Genomic DNA, 17376 nt, shown 5'->3' with positions numbered 1-17376 from the left:
CCGTTGATAACTCTGCTGGGAAGGAATTCAAACTGGACTATGCCTGAATAAAAATAGTTGCTCAATTTGATGTTTGTTCAATTTAACGGGGAGTATTCGCATGTTTAAGAAATTGATGTTTGTTATGCTGGCTTGGTTGGCTGCTGCGGGTTTTGCATTTGCTGACGTGGATGTCAACAAAGGTGATCAGGCTGCACTGGACGGTATCAAAGGCATAGGGCCTGCCAAATCCAAAGCGATTATTGAAGAACGTACAAAAAACGGCAGCTTCAAGGATTGGGCTGACTTTGAAAAACGCGTCAAAGGCATAGGCGAAAAGAATTCTGCCAAAATGTCGGAAGCAGGCTTGACTGTCAACGGCCAGGCTAAACCTGGTGCCGCTGCCAAACCGGCAGCCAGTGCAGAGAAAGCGTCCAAGCCAAGCAAAGCAGATAAGGCTTCAGCCTCTGCATCGGCAACTGCACCTGCGCCTGCAGCGACTCCCGCACCTGCATCGGCAGCATCAGCTAAAGCATCGGCCAGCGCCAAGGAAACCAAAAAATAATTGATTGGCCCGACGCCAGTCCGCATAGCAATCAGGTAGTTGCACCCAAAAACCTCTGATGATAAATCAGAGGTTTTTTCTTTGCTTATTTGCTTATATAAATTCTGTATAAGCTGTTTTCGACCTTGGTTTGCCCACGGAATCAACTGGTTTTCATAGAGGAATCATGCTGTCAGTCGCTTTTTAAAGCAAGTGCTTGCAGCAGTACAGTCGCATTGACAGTCTTATGCGACAAGCATCTATAGGTAACTGGGATTAGAATAAGCGTTTGATTCTTTATAGCAGCTCACTATGTCCTATCTGACCATCGAAGATACTATTGGCAATACCCCGCTTGTCATGCTGCAGAGAATACCCGGTGATGAAAACCGGCGTCGCAATAATATCATCCTGGGTAAACTGGAAGGAAACAATCCTGCCGGTTCCGTCAAGGACAGACCAGCACTGTCGATGATCAAGCGGGCAGAGGAGCGTGGCCGCATCAAACCTGGCGATACCCTGATTGAAGCGACCAGTGGCAATACCGGGATCGCACTGGCTATGGCAGCTGCCATGCGTGGTTACAAGATGGTCTTGCTGATGCCGGAAAATCTGAGCATAGAACGCCGTCAAAGCATGGCTGCCTATGGTGCACAGATTATCCTGACACCCAAGACCGGCGGCATGGAATATGCGCGCGATCTGGCAGAGCAAATGCAACTTGAAGGTCGCGGTGTGATTTTGGACCAGTTCGCCAATCCTGATAATCCGCTTGCGCATTACGAAACCACCGGGCCTGAAATTTGGCGTGACACCAAGGGGCAAGTGACGCATTTCGTCAGTGCCATGGGTACAACAGGTACCATCATGGGTGTCTCTGCCTATCTGAAAGAGCAAAACCCGAAAATCCAGATCGTGGGCGCGCAGCCTGAAGAAGGTTCACAGATTCCAGGCATACGCAAATGGCCGGAAGCATATATGCCCAAGATTTTTGACAAGGCCAGGGTTGATCAGGTCGAGTCTGTCAGTCAGTCAGATGCAGAACACATGGCACGTCGCATGGCGATTGAAGAAGGTATTTTCTGTGGTATTTCTGCCGCAGGCGCTTGCGAGATTGCCTTGCGAATTGCGCAGAACGTAGAAAATGCGACTATCGTCTTTGTCGTGTGTGACCGTGGTGACCGTTATTTGTCTACAGGCGTCTTCCCAGCCTGATAGCGGGGCAGAGCAGAATGAAGCATGCACACTGATGCCATATGAGATTGGCGTGGCAGTTTTAATGTTTCACCAGGCCGTCATAAAGCTGTGGTATTACTATAACTGACGGCAAAGGCTACATTTTAAATATGCGCGATAAGGCTCGCAAGCAGATTTGATTTTGTTTTGCGTTCCTCAGCTTGCAAATAAAAAAATACCGAAATCGCACTTGTGGAGCGCTTTCGGTATTTTTCAATATGCAATAGCCGTTGATTTTAAAGCTTTAAACCAAGCAACTACCAAATCAAAACAAAATTATGCTGCGTCTTTTGGTTTGAATTGTTTGTCGCTGATACGGAATTTTGCACGACGGTCGCCCATCAATTCACGCAATTCTTTGATGCTTACATCGCTGATTTCATGCATGCGAATCAGCAGTGATGCGCCGACTGGCAGGCGACGATGCCTGATTTTACTGATTACTGGTGGTGCAACTTCTAATGCTCGTGAAAGTGCAGCATCGTTTTTCAAATGCAATTGCTTGATCAGAGTATCCAACAGATTGTTTGGATCATAGTCGATTTCATCGGATTCAAGCTGGGTCAGATTTGCCATAATTACCTCGCTGTTTAGTTTATTGATGCTGAAATAGTTGCTTCAATAAAAAATTAATCAAACGGTAATATTGTATCTTTAAAATAGAATTTGCTTATCAGAAAAATAGCAAACCATTGTTAAATCTCTTGACACATTGCCTTATTTATACGTAAATGTATCAACTAGATAACATTACTCTAGTTTAAATCATACCGATTAGCAATGTTTATTAAGAAAATTAATTCACAAATACAATATTGCTTTTTAACCTCTCTTCTCTAAACATATAGCAAATCTGTTTTATCTTCTGTTAAATTTCGTTAACTCTATTATTTTCCTCTGGCTGCAGCAATGACACGGCCAAGGTCGAAGACCGACATGGCGTAAAAATAGCTACGGTTATAGCGTGTAATTGCATAAAAATTATCGGTACCTAACCAATACTCTGTGGCATCAGTGCCATTTTGCAAGTCAATCAGGCCATATAACACATTGGTCGGTGCGTCGCTGCTGGCGGTACTGACCAGGGTTTTTAATTCCTGCAATTGAAAACTTGCGGCCAAACCTTTCCCTATGGCATTGGTCAGCGCCTCTGATTTCTCGTGACTGAGGAGCGTGGCAGGAAATGCCACCGGTAAATTTTTCTTCCAGCCATGTTCTGCCAGGTAATGGGCAACGCTGCCTATGGCATCGACAGGCGAATCGGTGAGGTTGATTTTGCCATCGCCATCAAAGTCCACTCCGTACTTTCTGATGCTGCCAGGCATGAATTGTGGCCAGCCTATAGCACCTGCATAAGAACCTTTGAACACAAAGGGATCTAGCGAGGATTCGCGTGCCATCAGTAACATGTTTTCCAGTTCAGACTGGAAGAATTGCATTCGGGCATCACGTGTCGAAGTATCTGGATAATCAAAGGCCAGTGTCGTCAGCGCATCCATGACGCGGAAGTTGCCAGTTTGTTTGCCAAAAATGGTTTCTACACCGATGATGCCGACGATGATTTCTGCAGGTACCCCATATTGTTGCTCGGCACGTGCCAGGTCATCTGCATATTTGTCCCAGAAGGCGACGCCAGCTTCAATGCGGTAAGGTTCAACAAAGCGGGCACGATAGGCTTTCCAGTTTTTTGGGCGACCTGGTGGTGCAGGGCGCATCAACTGTCTGGTCTGTTCCACGTAGCGCACCTGTTTGAAGGTGGCGATTAAATCAGCCTCAACAAAGCCATGCTTGTTAACCATTTTGTTGATAAAGGCGGACACTTCTTTCCACTGATCAAAATGGACATCATCTTTCTTGATAGCTTTGTCAGTACCGTTGTCAGTTGCAGAAGCGCTGGCTGCACTGCTGGTTTTTTTGTGTTTCTTTACTGTCGTAGCCGTGGCTTGGGCATGTGGAGCAAGAAGCAGGGAGCTCAATATCAGCGTCAACAAACTGCCTGCTACAGAAGAATAAGAATATTTCAAAATTCAATATCGAAAAATTAGCGGCATTCAGCCAGCAGAGTTTTTAAACGCCGGACCACCAGGGTTTCCGGCTCAGAGATTTTACCGTAGCGCGTTGCTGCATACAGTAATAAAAAACGTTCCACGCTTGCCATTTCAGTTGCGGGCAATACAGCACGCAGACGTTGCAGATAGGCGTGCGGGCCCTCGTGTACTTCCCGTGGGACAGTTTTTTTTGCCATTTTGCGGCAGAAAGAAAAGTATACCTTATCAAGCGCACTGATACGTTGCTGGTTACGCATTAAAGGCAGCGCCATCAGTCCGATCACCAGGCTGGCTGCAATAAAAAACAGCAAGGTTATTTGCCCCCAGTCAACATCCAGAAAGCCCAGCGAATTCAGCAAACTTTTTTGCGAGCTTTGATTGTAATTCAGTACCCATTGGTTCCATGAATTATTGATGGCATCCCATTGCATGCGCACTTCGTTGAGCAGCGAGGTGCCGGCTGGCCCCAGGTTCACCAGCCCGGCCAGACCCCGGCGCGGTACGGCATAGTTCAGTGATTGCATGACACGTTCCGGTGCCACAGCCGCAGTCGGGTCGACTCGCACCCAACCCCGGCCTTCCAGCCAGACTTCGGCCCAGGCATGCGCATCAGATTGCCTGATTTCAAAATAATCGTCGACGGTATTCATGGAGCCACCTTGATAACCGGTGACTACGCGTGCTGGTATTTTGGCGGCGCGCATCAAGACTACAAAGGCGCTTGAATAATGCTCACAAAACCCGGCCTTGGTATTAAACAGGAATTCGTCAATACTATGCAGACCGAGGCGCGATGGTTCCAGTGTATAAGAAAATGCTTCATGCCGGAAATGGTTCAACACGGCAGCTATCAATTGCTGATTGTCTGGATAGCTTGCACGTAGCTTGGCAGCAAAAGCTGCTGTGCGCGGGTTATAGCCATCAGGCAGGTTCAGGGCGGCAAGCAGCACATCCTTGTCGGCATTGGCTTCCAATCTATAGGCTGGATAAGAATCAACCGCATAGCGCAACCGTTGATTAATACTGCGTGCGTTGCGTATTTCCATTTGCGCATTCACCAGGCTACTGGTGATGGGAGCACCTTCAATTTGCGGCTGTCCTGCCGCTACATCAAGGGCAAACATCCAGTTCTGGCCATTTGGTTCGAGGATGATTTCCTGGCGGATATTGTTGCCGCTAAAGACCACATGGTTTTTGGAAATCGGCCCGGACCTATCATCTTGCGACCAGGTACGTCCATCAAAATCGGTCATGACCACGCCACGCCAGTAGAGCAAGGATTTTTGTGGTACGGCCTGATTGAACTTGACGCGAAAAGCAATATCTTCCGACAACACCAGATCACTGATATTGCCAGGTGCCATGGAACCTGACAGGCCAGTACGCCCGGATTGCGCGTCACCCGGCAGCCCCCATAAGGGGCCTTGTATGCGCGGGAACAGCAGGAAAGCGATAACCGTCACCGGTATCGCCAATCCCAGAATACCTGCACCCAGTTTCAGTCTTTGCCACAGCGACGGCACGACTCCGGTGTAATGAAAAGACAGTTGCGCCGTCAGCAAAAAGCATAGCGCGAACATGGTGATCAGGGCCGTACCTATGGTTTGCTGATAAAAAAAGCTGGTCAGCAGCAAAAAGAAACCCAGAAAAATCACTACAAACAAATCACGCTTGGCATGCATTTCCAGCAGCTTGCAGGTCAATAGCAAGACCAGCATAGTGACACCCGCCTCGCGCCCAAAGAAGGTTTTATGCGTAAGAAAAACGCCACCCATCATCAGCAGGGCGATGGGCAATAACAGCAATGCCGGTGGCAGCCGCTTGCCATTCAGTGTCAGCCAGCCGCGCCAGATCAGTAACAGGGCAGAGGCGGCACTGACCCACCATTTGATGTGCTCCATATGCGGCAACAGCACACAAAAACAGGCAAATATCAGCAGTAGCGTGTCAGATTTGTCGCGTGACAGGATGGGGCGAAACCACGGAGATTGCATGATCTTCATAAGTCATAAAGCGCGAGCGCACGCAGACAGGTTTCGCAGTGTTCTGGCCCCTGTGCCGGGGGTAAGTTGGTCTGGCCCAGGCGAAATCCAAACATCAGGCCATGCTGATCTGCTTCCAGCACCCAACTGGTCATGCGTGACAGTTTCAATTCCATATCCATGTGGGTGGGCAAGGCAGAAAAATCGATGATGACATCACTGCCAGAACCGCCGGAAAATTGTTTCGTCACCAGTTGACCGCCTAATGCGGTATCAACCCTGGCGATATGTTTCCAGGCCAGATGTTTCATCGGATCACCTGGCTGGTAGGCGCGTACTCCGGAAAAATCTTCTTCCCCAGCATGTCCCTGCACGTCGTTTTTGGCCTTGCCAGAAACCGGCAGGGGAGGTGGGTTCAGTTCCGGCTGTGGATATACCACGGCCTGGGCATCCGGCAACCAGGTACTCCATGCGCGCAATAATCCCAGCGGGAACCAGGTCTGCAAACGTATTCTTGGGATGGGTTGCAGACCGCGGTTCTGGGTAGGGCAGCTCAGTTGTACCGCCACCTGGCTATTCGGCGAGATATCCACAGCCCTGTCGGGGTGACCAGCAAAGCCTATCCAGATCGCGTAGCGCTGGATGGGTTTGCGATTGATCAGAAAGACCGTATATTCGGTTTCTTCACCGGCAAATACCGATTTACTGGGACCGGCCAGCAAATGCAGGTAGGCCAGATTACGAAAGCCAAAGAAGGTATTCACCAGAGCAACGCCGCCCAACACAAAAGTCAGGGCGAAGCCCAGGTTCAGACTGTAATTGGTTGCTGTCACGAACAGGATCAGCAATAAAACCACAAAGGACCAGCCTGCCTTGCTGGGCAAGGTGAACACGCGACGCTGTTTGAGGAAAATTTCACCGCTTTCCGGTTTATTTTCCAGAAAAATGATTTTTCGCAGTTTTTTCTTGATGGCGGTCAGCATGATCCTGGGTCTGAAGATAAAGATGGCGCTATCAAGATGGGACTATCAAACGCTGACACGCTTCATCAGTTGAGCCAGCAATTCACTGCTGGCGCTGACTTTCCCTGTAGTGGATTTGAGCGGTCGCAGGCGGTGTGCAATCACTGGTATCAGCACTGCTTGAACATCTTCCGGCAATACATGGTCACGACCTTCGAGCGCAGCCCAGGCACGGGCAGCTTGCAACAGGGCGATAGAGGCGCGCGGGCTCATGCCTTCGGCAAACAGGTCACCCTGGCGGGTGGCGTGCGCCAGTGCCTGCACATAATCAATCAACGATGCCGAAGTATGGATTTGCTTCAACAGCTGTTGTGCCTGCATTAATTCTTCTGCCTGCATGACAGCGGGCAAGCTGGCCAACAGACTGCGTCTGTCTTCACCCAGCAATAGTGCACGCTCTGCCGCCGCGTCTGGATAGCCCAGTGAAAGGCACATCAAAAAACGGTCAAGTTGTGATTCGGGTAAAGCAAAGGTACCCACCTGATGCGCCGGATTTTGGGTCGCAATCACAAAAAATGGTTGTGGCAGGATGCGCGTCAGGCCTTCGGTGGATACCTGCCGTTCTTCCATGGCTTCCAGCAGGGAGGACTGGGTTTTCGGGGTGGCACGATTGATTTCATCTGCCAGTAATACCTGGGTAAATACGGGGCCTGGGTGGAATACAAACTGTGATTTCTCCCGGTCAAAAATCGAAATGCCGATCACATCTGCCGGTAACAGGTCGCTGGTAAATTGCAGGCGATTGAACTTCAGGCCCAGGGAAATGGCCAGTGCGTGGGCCAATGTGGTTTTGCCGACACCAGGTAAATCTTCGATCAATAAGTGGCCCCCAGCCAGTAAACACACCAGTGCCTGGCGGATTTGCTGTTCCTTGCCGATGATGATGCCATTGACCTGCTTTGCTACTTTATGCACTTTGGAAAACATTTTTTTCCTCAATAAAACGCCCGTACTTGGCAATAGCCTGGCCGTTCTGGCTGTGCCAGGCATTGTCTGATTGCTTTTGTCTAAGCGTGACAGTGTAAACGGAATTGTCGGAAACTGTTGCCCAAGGCTAAAAGTTTTAGATTGCCGGGTTTGCAAAATCATTGAAATAAGGTGAAACTGACGTTAAGACAGATAAAATAGATTGGCCAAACCAAAGAATTCCCGGTCCCTGCAAGTTTATCGGGGTAATTTTGCGGTGGCCTGGCAAAGAGACATGACTACTGCGTATTACACCCATGCTGATTGCAAGCGCCACGAAATGGGCTCATGGCATCCCGAATCGCCGGAACGCTTGCAAGCCATAGACGATCAATTGATCGCCAGCCGTATCAGTGATTTTCTTGAGCATCGCGATGCACCCCAGGCCAGTGAGGCTGATCTGGCAAGGGTACATACAGAGGAGGCTATCTTCCGCATCCGTGAAAACTGCCCTTCTGAGCGATCTGAGTACGATCATTTTCCGCTGGATGCTGACACCTGCCTGAACGCCTACACCTGGCGGGCGTCACTGCGGGCAGCAGGGGCAGCAGTGGCAGCTACTGATGCCGTGCTCGACGGTGAAATTGAAAATGCCTTCTGCGCCATACGCCCACCTGGCCACCATGCTACTCCAAGCGAAGCCATGGGCTTTTGCATGTTCAATAATGTTGCTGTAGCGGCTAAGCATGCACTGGAAGTACGTGGACTGAAGCATGTCGCCATTGTGGACTTTGATGTACATCATGGCAACGGTACGGAGGAAGCTTTCCGCAATGACGAGCGGGTATTGATGGTCAGTTTTTTTCAGCATCCATTTTATCCCTATACCGGTACCGATCATCCAGCCAGCAATATGGTGAATGTCCCGGTGCCGGCACATAGCTATGGCGATGTGGTGAGGCAACTGATAAGCGAAAAATGGTTGCCAGCCCTGCGCGAGTTTAAACCGGAAATGATTTTCATCTCTGCCGGTTTCGATGCCCACCGTGAAGACGACATGGGGCAATTGGGCCTGGTAGAAGCTGACTACGCCTGGATCACGCGGGAAATCATGGGCATCGCCAAAGAATTTTCCAATAAACGCATCGTCAGTTGCCTGGAAGGCGGGTATAACCTGTCGGCGCTGGGCAGAAGCGTGGTGGCCCATCTCAAAGTGCTGGCTGATCTGGATTGATGAAGTATCCGTTTGATCAATTGCACAGCATCAGGACAGAACGCCTGCTGCTCAGAAAGCTGGAACGTTCGGATATTGATAGTGCTGCGCTTATCCATGGCGACCCGGCGACTAATGTGCATAATCCTGATGGTGCACGCTCGCGTGAAGCAACCGTAACCTTGTTGGACGACTGGGTAGGTTTTTGGGAAAGACAGCATTTTGGCTATTGGACAGTCTGTGCTGGCGACGATGTTGGTCAGGTACTGGGTTTTGGTGGCATCATGCGCAAGCAGATTGGTGATTTCACCGGTCTGAACATGTATTTTCGTTTTGCCACCCATGCCTGGGGCAAGGGTTATGCCAGCGAAATGGCGCAAGCCGCCCTGCAAGTGGCGTTTGAAACACTGGACGAACCGGCGGTATATGGCCTTGTGCGACCAGCCAATAGCGCATCGCGCCGCGCCTTGGAACGTATGGGTATGCGACTGTACAGCTCGGTGGATGACGTGCCCGGTCAGGCAGCAAGCCTGATCTATCGCATTGAAAAAGAAGATTTTCTGACTGTTGCGTCTTCGGGATAAATTGGATCAGGCAATGAAAAAACTCTTGACCGCCCTGTTGCTGGCACTTACATGCGCTCTGGCCCAGGCTGTTGATGACCGTGCCATGTTGACCGAAAAAGTCGCGCGTTTTATCGACGAATGGCATGACGATGCCGCCCATGCGCGCCGCAGCTATTTCGACAAGATGGCAAAAGACGGCGTGTACATCGGCACCGACAAGACCGAACGCTGGACGCGGGATGAATTCAAGGTATGGGCCAAGCGGTTTTTTGAGCGCCCGTCCGCCTGGGCTTTTAAATCCTTTAACCGGCATATCAGCTTTTCTGAAGATCATCGCTGGATCTGGTTTGATGAACAATTACATACTCAGATGGGCATATGCCAGGCTACAGGTGTCATCCAGCAAACTGCACAGGGGCTGGAAATCATGCATTATCAGTTATCGCTGACGGTGCCGAATGAATTGACGGATTACCTGGCCGCCGGGGTCAGAAAACTGGACGAGAAAAACACGGAACAAAAGACTAAACCCTAAGGGGATTCCAGCGGCAGCTCGACCGTCACATAAAACCATTTGATTTTTGCCCAGTCTGCCCGCTGGCTGACAAGAGTTTCTTCCGACGCCATGCTGATGCCGTAGTCAAATTCGTGACCACTGGCAAAGTGCCCACTGCCCGGGTGCAGGCGGCTGGCATGGGTTTCCCAGATGCAACAAACACGTTTCATTCTTCCCATGTGCGCTTGTTTGACAAAGTAATCTTCCACTTTGGCCGCTGCCGACCCGGCAACACGGTAACTGACACGCAGGACATGGATTTGTGCCTGCATCGTGGCTTCGCAAGACATGAATTCCAGGGCAGCAGGTTTCTTAGCTATTTGCTGTAAAAAATCGGCGCAGACAGGTGTATCACCTGGGGCATTCAGGTTTGCTGCCTGGGTAATGTTCAGACAGGCAGACAGCATCAAACCCGCAATACCGGTCAGTATCCTTGATATCACTAAGATTTGTTGAACAATGTGCATGGAATTGTCGATGTTTGTTTATGTGATATCTTAATCGCAGCCAGAAAAGCATTGTGGAAATGGCTTATTTTATTTAACGTACCATTAAAATGATCTTATTGTCGTTTATTTTTCAATATTATTGGGTTATCGCAAAGTTTCTTCATTTTAATAATTCTGGGGCGTATGTGTTTAATTTATCCAAAAGAAACCGGGTCAATATTGCTATAAGTCTATAGTTTTGTGATTCTCACAGGGAAAGAGGTGAAACTTCCGGCGCAAGCAGGGCAGACTTCCGTACAATATCGCTTTGTTTTTGCTAAAAAGAAGAATAAGCATGTCCATACAATGGTTCCCCGGCCACATGAACGCCGCCCGCAAGAAGGCGGCGGAAACCATGGAAAACACCGATCTGGTGATAGAAGTGCTGGATGCCCGCATTCCGCAAGCCTCTTGCAACCCCATGGTTGAGTCGCTGCGCAATTTCCGCCAACGCCCCTGCCTGAAGATTTTGAACAAGGCCGACCTCGCTGACCCGAATGCCACCAAAGCCTGGCTGGATTTTTACAATGCCCAGAAAGGTGTGTTCGCCGTTGCCCTGAGTTGCAAAAAACCATCCGATGTCGCCAAAGTGCCCGGCCTGGCTTTGCAGCAAGCCCCGCATCGAGGCGTGCCGACTAAGCCGCTGCGCATGATGATCATGGGCATCCCCAACGTCGGTAAATCGACGCTGATGAATGCCCTGCTGAAAAAACGGGTTGCCAATGTCGGTGATGAACCGGCTGTGACCAAGACCCAGCAACGCCTGTACCTGGGCAAGAACATGATTTTGACCGATACTCCCGGCATGCTGTGGCCCAAGATAGAACATCCTACAGACGGCCTGATGCTGGCGGCAAGCCATGCGGTTGGTGTGAATGCGCTGATCGAAGAAGAAATTGCGACCTTTTTGGCGGAGCAGTTGCTGATTCACTACCCCAAATTCTTGACTGAGCGCTATGGTTTTCCGGTAGAAGGTATCGACGCCGTCTCTGTGATTGAAGGCGTGGCCAAAAAACGTGGCTATAAACTTAAAGGCGGCGACTGGGATTATGAAAAGGCCTCGCATACCCTGTTGCTGGATTACCGTAGCGGTGCCCTCGGTCGCATCAGCCTGGAAACCCCGGCCAGCCGTGAACATTTGCTGGCGACTTATGTACCACCAGTCTTGTTGGGGCAGGGCAAGAGCGTGCAGACCGGCATGGAACCAGAACCGGAAGACGCTGAATGAGTCTCGCAGCGGACACCCCCTGGGTATTGCGCAATGATGTGGGCGGCATCACTACCCTGACACTGAACCGTGGCGAGCGTTTCAACCCGCTGTCAGAAGAAATGCTGGTTGCTTTGCAGGCTGAATTCAAAGCCATTGCAGTTGACGAAACCGTACGCGTCGTCGTATTGGCGGCTGCAGGCAAGGCATTTTGTGCCGGGCATGACCTTAAACAAATGCAGGCCCAGCCGACAGAAGATTATTACAAGGTCCTGTTCCAGCAATGCAGCAAGCTGATGCTGACTATCCAGAAATTACCGCAACCGGTGATTGCCCGTGTGCAGGGCCTGGCAACCGCTGCCGGTTGCCAGCTGGTGGGCATGTGCGATCTGGCAGTGGCCAGTGATAATGCCAGTTTTGCCGTCTCTGGCGTGAATGTAGGTTTGTTCTGTTCCACCCCTGCAGTTGCTCTGTCGCGCAATGTCTCACGAAAACAGGCGATGGAAATGCTGTTGACCGGTGATTTTATTGATGCCTGGACTGCAATGCAGCGTGGCCTGATCAATCGCGTGGTTAGCCCTGAACAACTCGACACCTGTGTTGCCGGACTGGCAGCCAGCATCATCGCCAAACCCGCAGTGGCCATCAGTATGGGCAAGCAATTATTCTATAAACAGCTGGAAATGGGGATTGAGGCCGCCTATCAATTGGCGGGGCAAACCATGGCTTGCAATATGATGGATGAGACAGCACAAGAAGGTGTGCAGGCTTTCATGGAAAAACGCTCACCTGTCTGGAAGTAAGGGCAGAACTAAGGGCAGCACTAAGTGCGGAACCAAGCGCTGTATTAAAGCTTACTGTTTGCGTGAACTGAAATGATCACCAATAATCGCCCCCAGCGAACACCATACCCCCGCCACAAAGCAGGTATATAACACGGTGTAGGTGGTGGGCAGTGAATCTGGTGCGTCGCTATAGGCGACACTGGCATAGGTATACACCAGTGCAGTAGTGGCAATCCCAAGCAAATAACCATGCATCATGGGCGAACGTCTTGCCAGATAACCCACCACCAGGCCAGGCAGCAAGTATTGCATGAAACCAAAAATAGTCATGAAAACCTGGTTACCCCACAGACCTGTATCGGTACCGGCATCCGTGGCCGGACTCATCGATACCTTCAGTGCTGTAATAAACACGAAATACAGCAAGCCATACAGTACCGTCGCCAGCGCGATAGCATGCGGATTGGGTTTGGAAATGAAAGGTTGGAAAGCCATAAGGGCGAGATTATACCCTGTGCTGCCAAAGATTTGGGCAGCTTTGGACTGATTTTTGATTGCATTCTGACTACATTACGAGATTCATTCAGCCATTTTTACCTTGCAAATTCCCAATGGACAGGGGATATGGCACGAAATCAGAACAGGTAGCTGGCGCTGAATACCAAGCTGCTGTTTGATTTGATCGTACCGTAAGCCTGTCTCTGTTTGGTTGTGCCGTAAGCCAGTTGCAATTTCCAGGATGAAAAGTTGAGGCCAAATCCAACACGCGCATCGAGGCGGTTGTTGGCAACCTGGCTGGCTTTAGCATCAGGATAGGTCAGCCAGCCAACGTGGGAGAACACATCAATACGCTCGTGTAATGCATAATCTGCATTTGCTTCGAGGTACAGGGTCTTCATACGCAAACCAATGTAGTCAGGGGAATAGTAAATCCTGGCGCTGAGATTATCCATCATGACCCCGGTGAATATTTCACCATAGTTGAGGTCGGTTGTCTTGGGAAATAGCGACCCGGTGACACCCGCTTCCCAGATCATGCCTGAAGCCAGACGCCGTGAAAGACCGGAGTACAGCAAGATCTGCTCACCATCGCTATTCCAGCTGTTGACCCGGACTTTTGAGCCAAAGGCCCCGGCATACCAGCCATCGGGACCATCATAAACCAGATTCAACTGCGGTACCGCCTGCCCGTCACTGAGCGAAATACCACGATAATAATAATCTGAAACCAGCGTGACGCTGCCACTGACCTGTGCGTATGCCTTGCTATCGAAAGCAAAAAGGGTAAAGATAAAAATTGCACAAAATTTAAGCAATACTGCACCTTTATGAATGGCCATCAATTTTGCATATCTTATGGACCAGCGGCGACAGTGAGGGATTGTGCAGTGGAGACTGAAGGCGCAGCCAGTTGACATGAACACGCACATTTATGTGTAACCCTGAGTAAGGTGGCACACAGATTAACCTGTCCACTGATATTGGCATCACTCTGGTTGACCGGATTGACCACCAGGTCAGCACGTATCTGCGCCAGGCTTGCCGATGGCTTCAGTTCGCTAAGCAGTGCCATCATTCCTGAGATATGCGCTGCTGAATACGAAGAACCTGACACAAAATTCCAGCGTGCGCCCGGTGCGGTTGTTGGTATGTCCCGTCCTGGCGCTATCAAAATGTCATTCGCAAGCATGGTGGTTTTGCTGTCTGCCACGGCAAATACGCCTGGGTGCGACGCTGGGAAACCACCATCAGCGCGGTTAGGGTCCATGGCACCGACAATCTTGATGTTGCGGGAAATCGCCGCGTCCAGCAATTGCTTCAGCAAGCGGTCAGGCGGACCGGACAGGCTCATGTTAATTACCTGCACACCTTGCGCCAGGGCGAAATTCAACGCCTTGCCCAGGGTGAAGCTATTGCATTTGGTTTTATTCTCCGGCTCTTGCCAGCAGGCTCTCAGGGCCATCACATGGGTATCAGGGGCGATGCCTTCTATACCTATACCATTCCCGGCGCGTGCGGCAATGACACCGGCAACGCCAGTGCCATGGGTTTCGCCCACATAGGGGTTACCGTCGATAAAATTCTGGTTCAGTGTGATTTGTCCTGTCAGGTCAGGGTGTTTGATTTCTACGCCGCTGTCGATGACGGCCACAACCACGTTGCGGCCAGTCGCAATCTTGCGTACGTCCTCCAGTTGCCAATATTTGTTACTTGGTTGCACCGGAAACAAGGGGTCATTCTTGGCTTGCGCATCAAAGGTGTTGATAGTCTGGACCCAGGCAACCCGTGCATCTTTACTGAGTATTTCCATCATCTGGGCTTCAGATGTGGTTCCGGTCTCTTCCATGACAAAGCAATCGACATTCAGTACTGGCATGGGCCAGTCTTCCAGCAGTTTCAAACCATGTGTATTGGCCAGTTCTTCAGCGATGCGGCGTCTTGCAGTGCGACTGACATCATTGCTGTAACCGCCGCTGTAACTGACATCCGGACGAAAATGCGGTGCTGGCAGATGCAGCATGACCAGTAATTTGCGTCGTGCTTCCGGCTCTTTTTGCATGGTTTGTTCTGTATCGTTGTCATTGCGGGCGCTGGCCGGGCAAGAACTCAATCCTGCTGCCAGCCCAAGTACAGTACAGAGCCAGACGCTAATCCAGCGCCGCTTTCCAGACTTGCTCATTTCACACCTCCGGATTGCAGGGATTCAACCAGTTCAATCACTGGCTCAGAACGCAACTCATCCACGCTTTGCGTCAACCGGGTGTCGGGGACATTAAGCAGATAGGCATTGGTGACCGTGGGGCCATCGATGATGCGGGCGTCATTCACAGACATGATGCGCTGTATATCTTTGATAGTAGTTTCTGGTTTGAAAACGACAACAATATTGCCGGACGAGCGATCACCGGCGCCGAGCACATGATAACTGCTATCGTCCTGTTTGGGCAGGGCCATATGCACCACCAGCCCAACAATGACGGCTGTTTGTGCTGCCATAACCCACGTACCCCAGCGCATGGAAGTGTTTCCATTTTTCGCAAATGTCGTCAACAAGGCCCAAAAGCGCGCCACGATGTTTTTATCATCTTTGGCTTTGCTTGTTTGTGGCTGCGCATCCAATCTTGGTAAAAGGCGGGCAAAAGCACGATCAAGATCGGGCGCTGTACCTGACACTGGCTCTTTGGCTTTCAGGCTGAGCTGCCACTGAAGATCGTCCTTGCATGCGGTGCAGGTTTGCAAATGCGCTTGCACCATTTGTTTTTCGCCGGGCTGCAGGGTATTGGTGACATACCACGGCAACAGGTCCTGGACGATGGCATGGACTGCCGCATCAGACTGCGCAGGCTGACCGGACTGAGTTGTTTTCATGTTCATAATATTTCCTCCATGCTGTCGGAAAGCATGAATCTTAGACGCTGTCTTGCGTGGAACATCCGGGTTTTAACGGTATTGACCGGGCATTCCATGGTCTCCGCAATTTCCTTGTATCCCATCTCATGATAATAGGTGAGGCTGACTACCACACGTTGTTCCATTGGTAAGGCTCGCAATGCCCGGTTCAGATCACCTTCCAGTTGTTGGGCAGACATCTGGTGTTCTGGCTCGTATCGGGCTTCTGCGGCATGATGTTCAAAATTGGATTCGACTGCCTCATCAAATGTATGTATAGCTTTTAAGGCCTGGCGATAGGCAATCGCAAATATCCAGGTGGATACGCGTGAAGTCTGGTTAAAGGTATGGGCTTTTTGCCAGACAACCAACATCGTATCGTTGACTATCTCTTCTATCAGATGCGTGTCGCGTGTCATCTTGTCAAGAAATCTGGCTAACCTGCCAAAGTACACGCGATACAAAGCCTCAAAAGCCTGGCGATCTCCATTTGCAATCGAGCATATCAATTCAACTTCATACGTTTCCGGGGTAGTTGGACGCTTGTTGTCTTTCTTACCTCGCCATCCCCAATTCTCAAACATGCCTGCACTCTCCTCGATTAACCGTTAATACCTGATCGGGTGGAAAAGGTTCATTGCGCGTAAAAAAATACTGGAATCTGGTTTGCAAACGAATGTTGTGTAAAGAATGGCAATCTTGGCATTTGATTGAAATGGCGCCTTCCAATGTGGTGAACGGTGTCAATCTGATCGAATGATTGTATCGCAACGATATGTTTTCTTCGTCGTATTTTTTAGCCGGTCATTTTTCTTTTTTGCTTTTTACTTCTCCATCTGTCTTGCGTAAATCAATCTTGATTTTGTGGTCGTGCAAAGCTGCTTCGCCACGCATAAAAAAATATTTTCTTTTTCTTTGAACCAATTTGGATTAAAGGCGTATTAACCGCTTGAAACAAACGGAGAGGTCTATTTTTTTATCGAAGTACGACAAAAAATCAGATCTTATTCAGGTCACGCAAAAGATGCGCGCGATTTTTTAAGCCAGCATTGCAGAAAGTTGAATGCTTGAACAGGTGAGTGCCATTTTCCCTTTTTTTGTTCAGCACGCGATGTGTGGAAATCAAATGCGTGCACCAGATGTGGGTGTGATGTTGCGGCTCTTGCTGCTGGCTCCGGTTCTGGAAGAGTTGGTAGTGCGTGCCGGTCTGCAGCAATACCTGATAGGCCGGTTTCAGCAATCTGGTATCAACGCAACCGTGTTGCCAGTGTTGCTATCGGCAACAGTGTTCAGCGCAATGCATGTAACGGCAGGATGGACGATGGTTGCAGCGATTTTTTTACCAGGCTTTTTGCTGGCAACACTGTACCAGTGGACGCGTGATTGGCGACTGTGTGCAGTGGCACATGCTGTTTTCAATGGAATGGCTCTTGGTGTTTGCATGCAGTGAATTA

At 50.1% G+C, this 17376-nt stretch carries 19 protein-coding genes; 8 read left to right on the top strand and 11 right to left on the bottom strand.

Features of this window, described 5'->3' with window-relative positions; all coding sequences use genetic code 11:
• Positions 1 to 100 precede the first annotated feature (100 nt).
• Entirely contained in the window at positions 101 to 544 is a 444-nt protein-coding gene (locus AC1RVX_RS09735; protein ID WP_493216387.1) for a ComEA family DNA-binding protein, read from the top strand.
• A 291-nt stretch (positions 545 to 835) separates the two neighbouring features.
• Positions 836 to 1738, top strand: a complete 903-nt coding sequence (gene cysM / locus AC1RVX_RS09730; RefSeq protein ID WP_493216386.1) for a cysteine synthase CysM — start codon at positions 836 to 838, stop codon at positions 1736 to 1738.
• A 297-nt stretch (positions 1739 to 2035) separates the two neighbouring features.
• Here cysM and AC1RVX_RS09725 read toward each other — a convergent pair whose 3' ends face one another.
• The 5 genes from AC1RVX_RS09725 to AC1RVX_RS09705 all read right to left on the bottom strand — a co-directional run bounded on the left by AC1RVX_RS09725 (position 2036) and on the right by AC1RVX_RS09705 (position 7738).
• Positions 2036 to 2335: a hypothetical protein gene (locus AC1RVX_RS09725; protein ID WP_110257001.1), complete on the bottom strand. Its 300-nt coding sequence runs from the start codon at positions 2333 to 2335 to the stop codon at positions 2036 to 2038.
• Between the two features lie 311 nt (positions 2336 to 2646).
• Complete coding sequence (mltB, locus tag AC1RVX_RS09720; RefSeq protein WP_493216385.1) at positions 2647 to 3735, bottom strand: lytic murein transglycosylase B; 1089 nt, start codon at positions 3733 to 3735, stop codon at positions 2647 to 2649.
• 65 nt (positions 3736 to 3800) lie between these two features.
• Positions 3801 to 5801 carry a transglutaminase TgpA family protein gene (locus AC1RVX_RS09715; RefSeq protein WP_493216384.1) on the bottom strand — a complete coding sequence of 667 codons (2001 nt, stop codon included), beginning with the start codon at positions 5799 to 5801 and terminating at the stop codon, positions 3801 to 3803.
• 5 nt (positions 5802 to 5806) lie between these two features.
• Positions 5807 to 6772, bottom strand: coding sequence for a DUF58 domain-containing protein (locus AC1RVX_RS09710; RefSeq protein WP_493216383.1), 966 nt, complete (start codon positions 6770 to 6772; stop codon positions 5807 to 5809).
• A 45-nt stretch (positions 6773 to 6817) separates the two neighbouring features.
• A complete protein-coding gene (locus AC1RVX_RS09705) occupies positions 6818 to 7738 on the bottom strand; it encodes an AAA family ATPase (protein ID WP_493216382.1) in 921 nt (306 codons plus the stop codon).
• Between the two features lie 274 nt (positions 7739 to 8012).
• On the opposite strand from AC1RVX_RS09705, the gene AC1RVX_RS09700 reads away from it, so the two are divergent.
• From AC1RVX_RS09700 to AC1RVX_RS09690, 3 genes are read left to right on the top strand one after another with little or no spacing between them, the layout of a single operon-like run.
• Positions 8013 to 8951 carry a histone deacetylase family protein gene (locus AC1RVX_RS09700; protein WP_493216381.1) on the top strand — a complete coding sequence of 313 codons (939 nt, stop codon included), beginning with the start codon at positions 8013 to 8015 and terminating at the stop codon, positions 8949 to 8951.
• The gene (locus AC1RVX_RS09695; protein WP_493216380.1) at positions 8951 to 9514 is read left to right on the top strand and encodes a GNAT family N-acetyltransferase; all 564 of its coding nucleotides are present in this window, start codon (positions 8951 to 8953) and stop codon (positions 9512 to 9514) included. Before AC1RVX_RS09700 ends, AC1RVX_RS09695 begins: the two co-directional genes overlap by 1 nt.
• A 13-nt stretch (positions 9515 to 9527) precedes the next feature.
• The gene (locus tag AC1RVX_RS09690; RefSeq protein ID WP_493216379.1) at positions 9528 to 10031 is read left to right on the top strand and encodes a nuclear transport factor 2 family protein; all 504 of its coding nucleotides are present in this window, start codon (positions 9528 to 9530) and stop codon (positions 10029 to 10031) included.
• Here the strand turns inward: AC1RVX_RS09690 and AC1RVX_RS09685 are convergent.
• Positions 10028 to 10495, bottom strand: a complete 468-nt coding sequence (locus AC1RVX_RS09685; RefSeq protein ID WP_493216378.1) for a DUF4952 domain-containing protein — start codon at positions 10493 to 10495, stop codon at positions 10028 to 10030. The genes AC1RVX_RS09690 and AC1RVX_RS09685 overlap by 4 nt on opposite strands.
• 340 nt (positions 10496 to 10835) lie before the next feature.
• Here AC1RVX_RS09685 and ylqF point away from each other — a divergent pair, with 340 nt between their 5' ends.
• Together ylqF and AC1RVX_RS09675 are read left to right on the top strand one after the other, a co-directional pair.
• On the top strand, positions 10836 to 11768 hold the full coding sequence (gene ylqF / locus AC1RVX_RS09680) for a ribosome biogenesis GTPase YlqF (RefSeq protein WP_493216377.1): 933 nt from the start codon (positions 10836 to 10838) through the stop codon (positions 11766 to 11768).
• Positions 11765 to 12550 (top strand): enoyl-CoA hydratase, encoded by a 786-nt coding sequence (locus tag AC1RVX_RS09675; protein ID WP_493216376.1) that lies wholly within the window; start codon positions 11765 to 11767, stop codon positions 12548 to 12550. Before ylqF ends, AC1RVX_RS09675 begins: the two co-directional genes overlap by 4 nt.
• A 51-nt stretch (positions 12551 to 12601) precedes the next feature.
• Here AC1RVX_RS09675 and AC1RVX_RS09670 read toward each other — a convergent pair whose 3' ends face one another.
• From AC1RVX_RS09670 to AC1RVX_RS09650, 5 genes are all read right to left on the bottom strand, one after another.
• Entirely contained in the window at positions 12602 to 13027 is a 426-nt protein-coding gene (locus tag AC1RVX_RS09670) for a hypothetical protein (RefSeq protein WP_493216375.1), read from the bottom strand.
• A gap of 140 nt (positions 13028 to 13167) precedes the next feature.
• A complete protein-coding gene (locus AC1RVX_RS09665) occupies positions 13168 to 13872 on the bottom strand; it encodes a TorF family putative porin (protein WP_493216374.1) in 705 nt (234 codons plus the stop codon).
• 14 nt (positions 13873 to 13886) lie between these two features.
• Positions 13887 to 15212 (bottom strand): S8 family peptidase, encoded by a 1326-nt coding sequence (locus AC1RVX_RS09660; RefSeq protein ID WP_493216373.1) that lies wholly within the window; start codon positions 15210 to 15212, stop codon positions 13887 to 13889.
• Positions 15209 to 15907, bottom strand: a complete 699-nt coding sequence (locus tag AC1RVX_RS09655) for a zf-HC2 domain-containing protein (RefSeq protein ID WP_493216372.1) — start codon at positions 15905 to 15907, stop codon at positions 15209 to 15211. The genes AC1RVX_RS09660 and AC1RVX_RS09655 overlap by 4 nt, the downstream gene beginning before the upstream one ends.
• Positions 15904 to 16506, bottom strand: a complete 603-nt coding sequence (locus AC1RVX_RS09650; protein ID WP_493216371.1) for an RNA polymerase sigma factor — start codon at positions 16504 to 16506, stop codon at positions 15904 to 15906. The genes AC1RVX_RS09655 and AC1RVX_RS09650 overlap by 4 nt, the downstream gene beginning before the upstream one ends.
• Positions 16507 to 17048: 542 nt before the next feature.
• On the opposite strand from AC1RVX_RS09650, the gene mrtJ reads away from it, so the two are divergent.
• Entirely contained in the window at positions 17049 to 17372 is a 324-nt protein-coding gene (gene mrtJ / locus AC1RVX_RS09645) for a JDVT-CTERM system glutamic-type intramembrane protease MrtJ (RefSeq protein WP_493216370.1), read from the top strand.
• Positions 17373 to 17376 lie beyond the last annotated feature (4 nt).

Source organism: Undibacterium sp. GW821-FHT11B02 (assembly GCF_058808955.1).
The sequence above is the reverse complement of the archived record's forward strand: the minus strand, read 5'-3'. Positions and strand labels throughout refer to the sequence as shown.

Excerpts from the sequence above, each read along its gene's own strand:
- AC1RVX_RS09735 (WP_493216387.1), top strand. The coding sequence starts at position 101 with ATGTTTAAGAAATTGATGTTTGTTATGCTGGCTTGGTTGGCTGCTGCG.
- cysM (WP_493216386.1), top strand. The coding sequence starts at position 836 with ATGTCCTATCTGACCATCGAAGATACTATTGGCAATACCCCGCTTGTC.
- AC1RVX_RS09725 (WP_110257001.1), bottom strand. The coding sequence starts at position 2,335 with ATGGCAAATCTGACCCAGCTTGAATCCGATGAAATCGACTATGATCCA.
- AC1RVX_RS09715 (WP_493216384.1), bottom strand. The coding sequence starts at position 5,801 with ATGCAATCTCCGTGGTTTCGCCCCATCCTGTCACGCGACAAATCTGAC.
- AC1RVX_RS09710 (WP_493216383.1), bottom strand. The coding sequence starts at position 6,772 with ATGCTGACCGCCATCAAGAAAAAACTGCGAAAAATCATTTTTCTGGAA.
- AC1RVX_RS09705 (WP_493216382.1), bottom strand. The coding sequence starts at position 7,738 with ATGTTTTCCAAAGTGCATAAAGTAGCAAAGCAGGTCAATGGCATCATC.
- AC1RVX_RS09700 (WP_493216381.1), top strand. The coding sequence starts at position 8,013 with ATGACTACTGCGTATTACACCCATGCTGATTGCAAGCGCCACGAAATG.
- AC1RVX_RS09695 (WP_493216380.1), top strand. The coding sequence starts at position 8,951 with ATGAAGTATCCGTTTGATCAATTGCACAGCATCAGGACAGAACGCCTG.
- AC1RVX_RS09690 (WP_493216379.1), top strand. The coding sequence starts at position 9,528 with ATGAAAAAACTCTTGACCGCCCTGTTGCTGGCACTTACATGCGCTCTG.
- ylqF (WP_493216377.1), top strand. The coding sequence starts at position 10,836 with ATGTCCATACAATGGTTCCCCGGCCACATGAACGCCGCCCGCAAGAAG.
- AC1RVX_RS09675 (WP_493216376.1), top strand. The coding sequence starts at position 11,765 with ATGAGTCTCGCAGCGGACACCCCCTGGGTATTGCGCAATGATGTGGGC.
- AC1RVX_RS09670 (WP_493216375.1), bottom strand. The coding sequence starts at position 13,027 with ATGGCTTTCCAACCTTTCATTTCCAAACCCAATCCGCATGCTATCGCG.
- AC1RVX_RS09665 (WP_493216374.1), bottom strand. The coding sequence starts at position 13,872 with ATGGCCATTCATAAAGGTGCAGTATTGCTTAAATTTTGTGCAATTTTT.
- AC1RVX_RS09660 (WP_493216373.1), bottom strand. The coding sequence starts at position 15,212 with ATGAGCAAGTCTGGAAAGCGGCGCTGGATTAGCGTCTGGCTCTGTACT.
- AC1RVX_RS09655 (WP_493216372.1), bottom strand. The coding sequence starts at position 15,907 with ATGAACATGAAAACAACTCAGTCCGGTCAGCCTGCGCAGTCTGATGCG.
- AC1RVX_RS09650 (WP_493216371.1), bottom strand. The coding sequence starts at position 16,506 with ATGTTTGAGAATTGGGGATGGCGAGGTAAGAAAGACAACAAGCGTCCA.
- mrtJ (WP_493216370.1), top strand. The coding sequence starts at position 17,049 with ATGCGTGCACCAGATGTGGGTGTGATGTTGCGGCTCTTGCTGCTGGCT.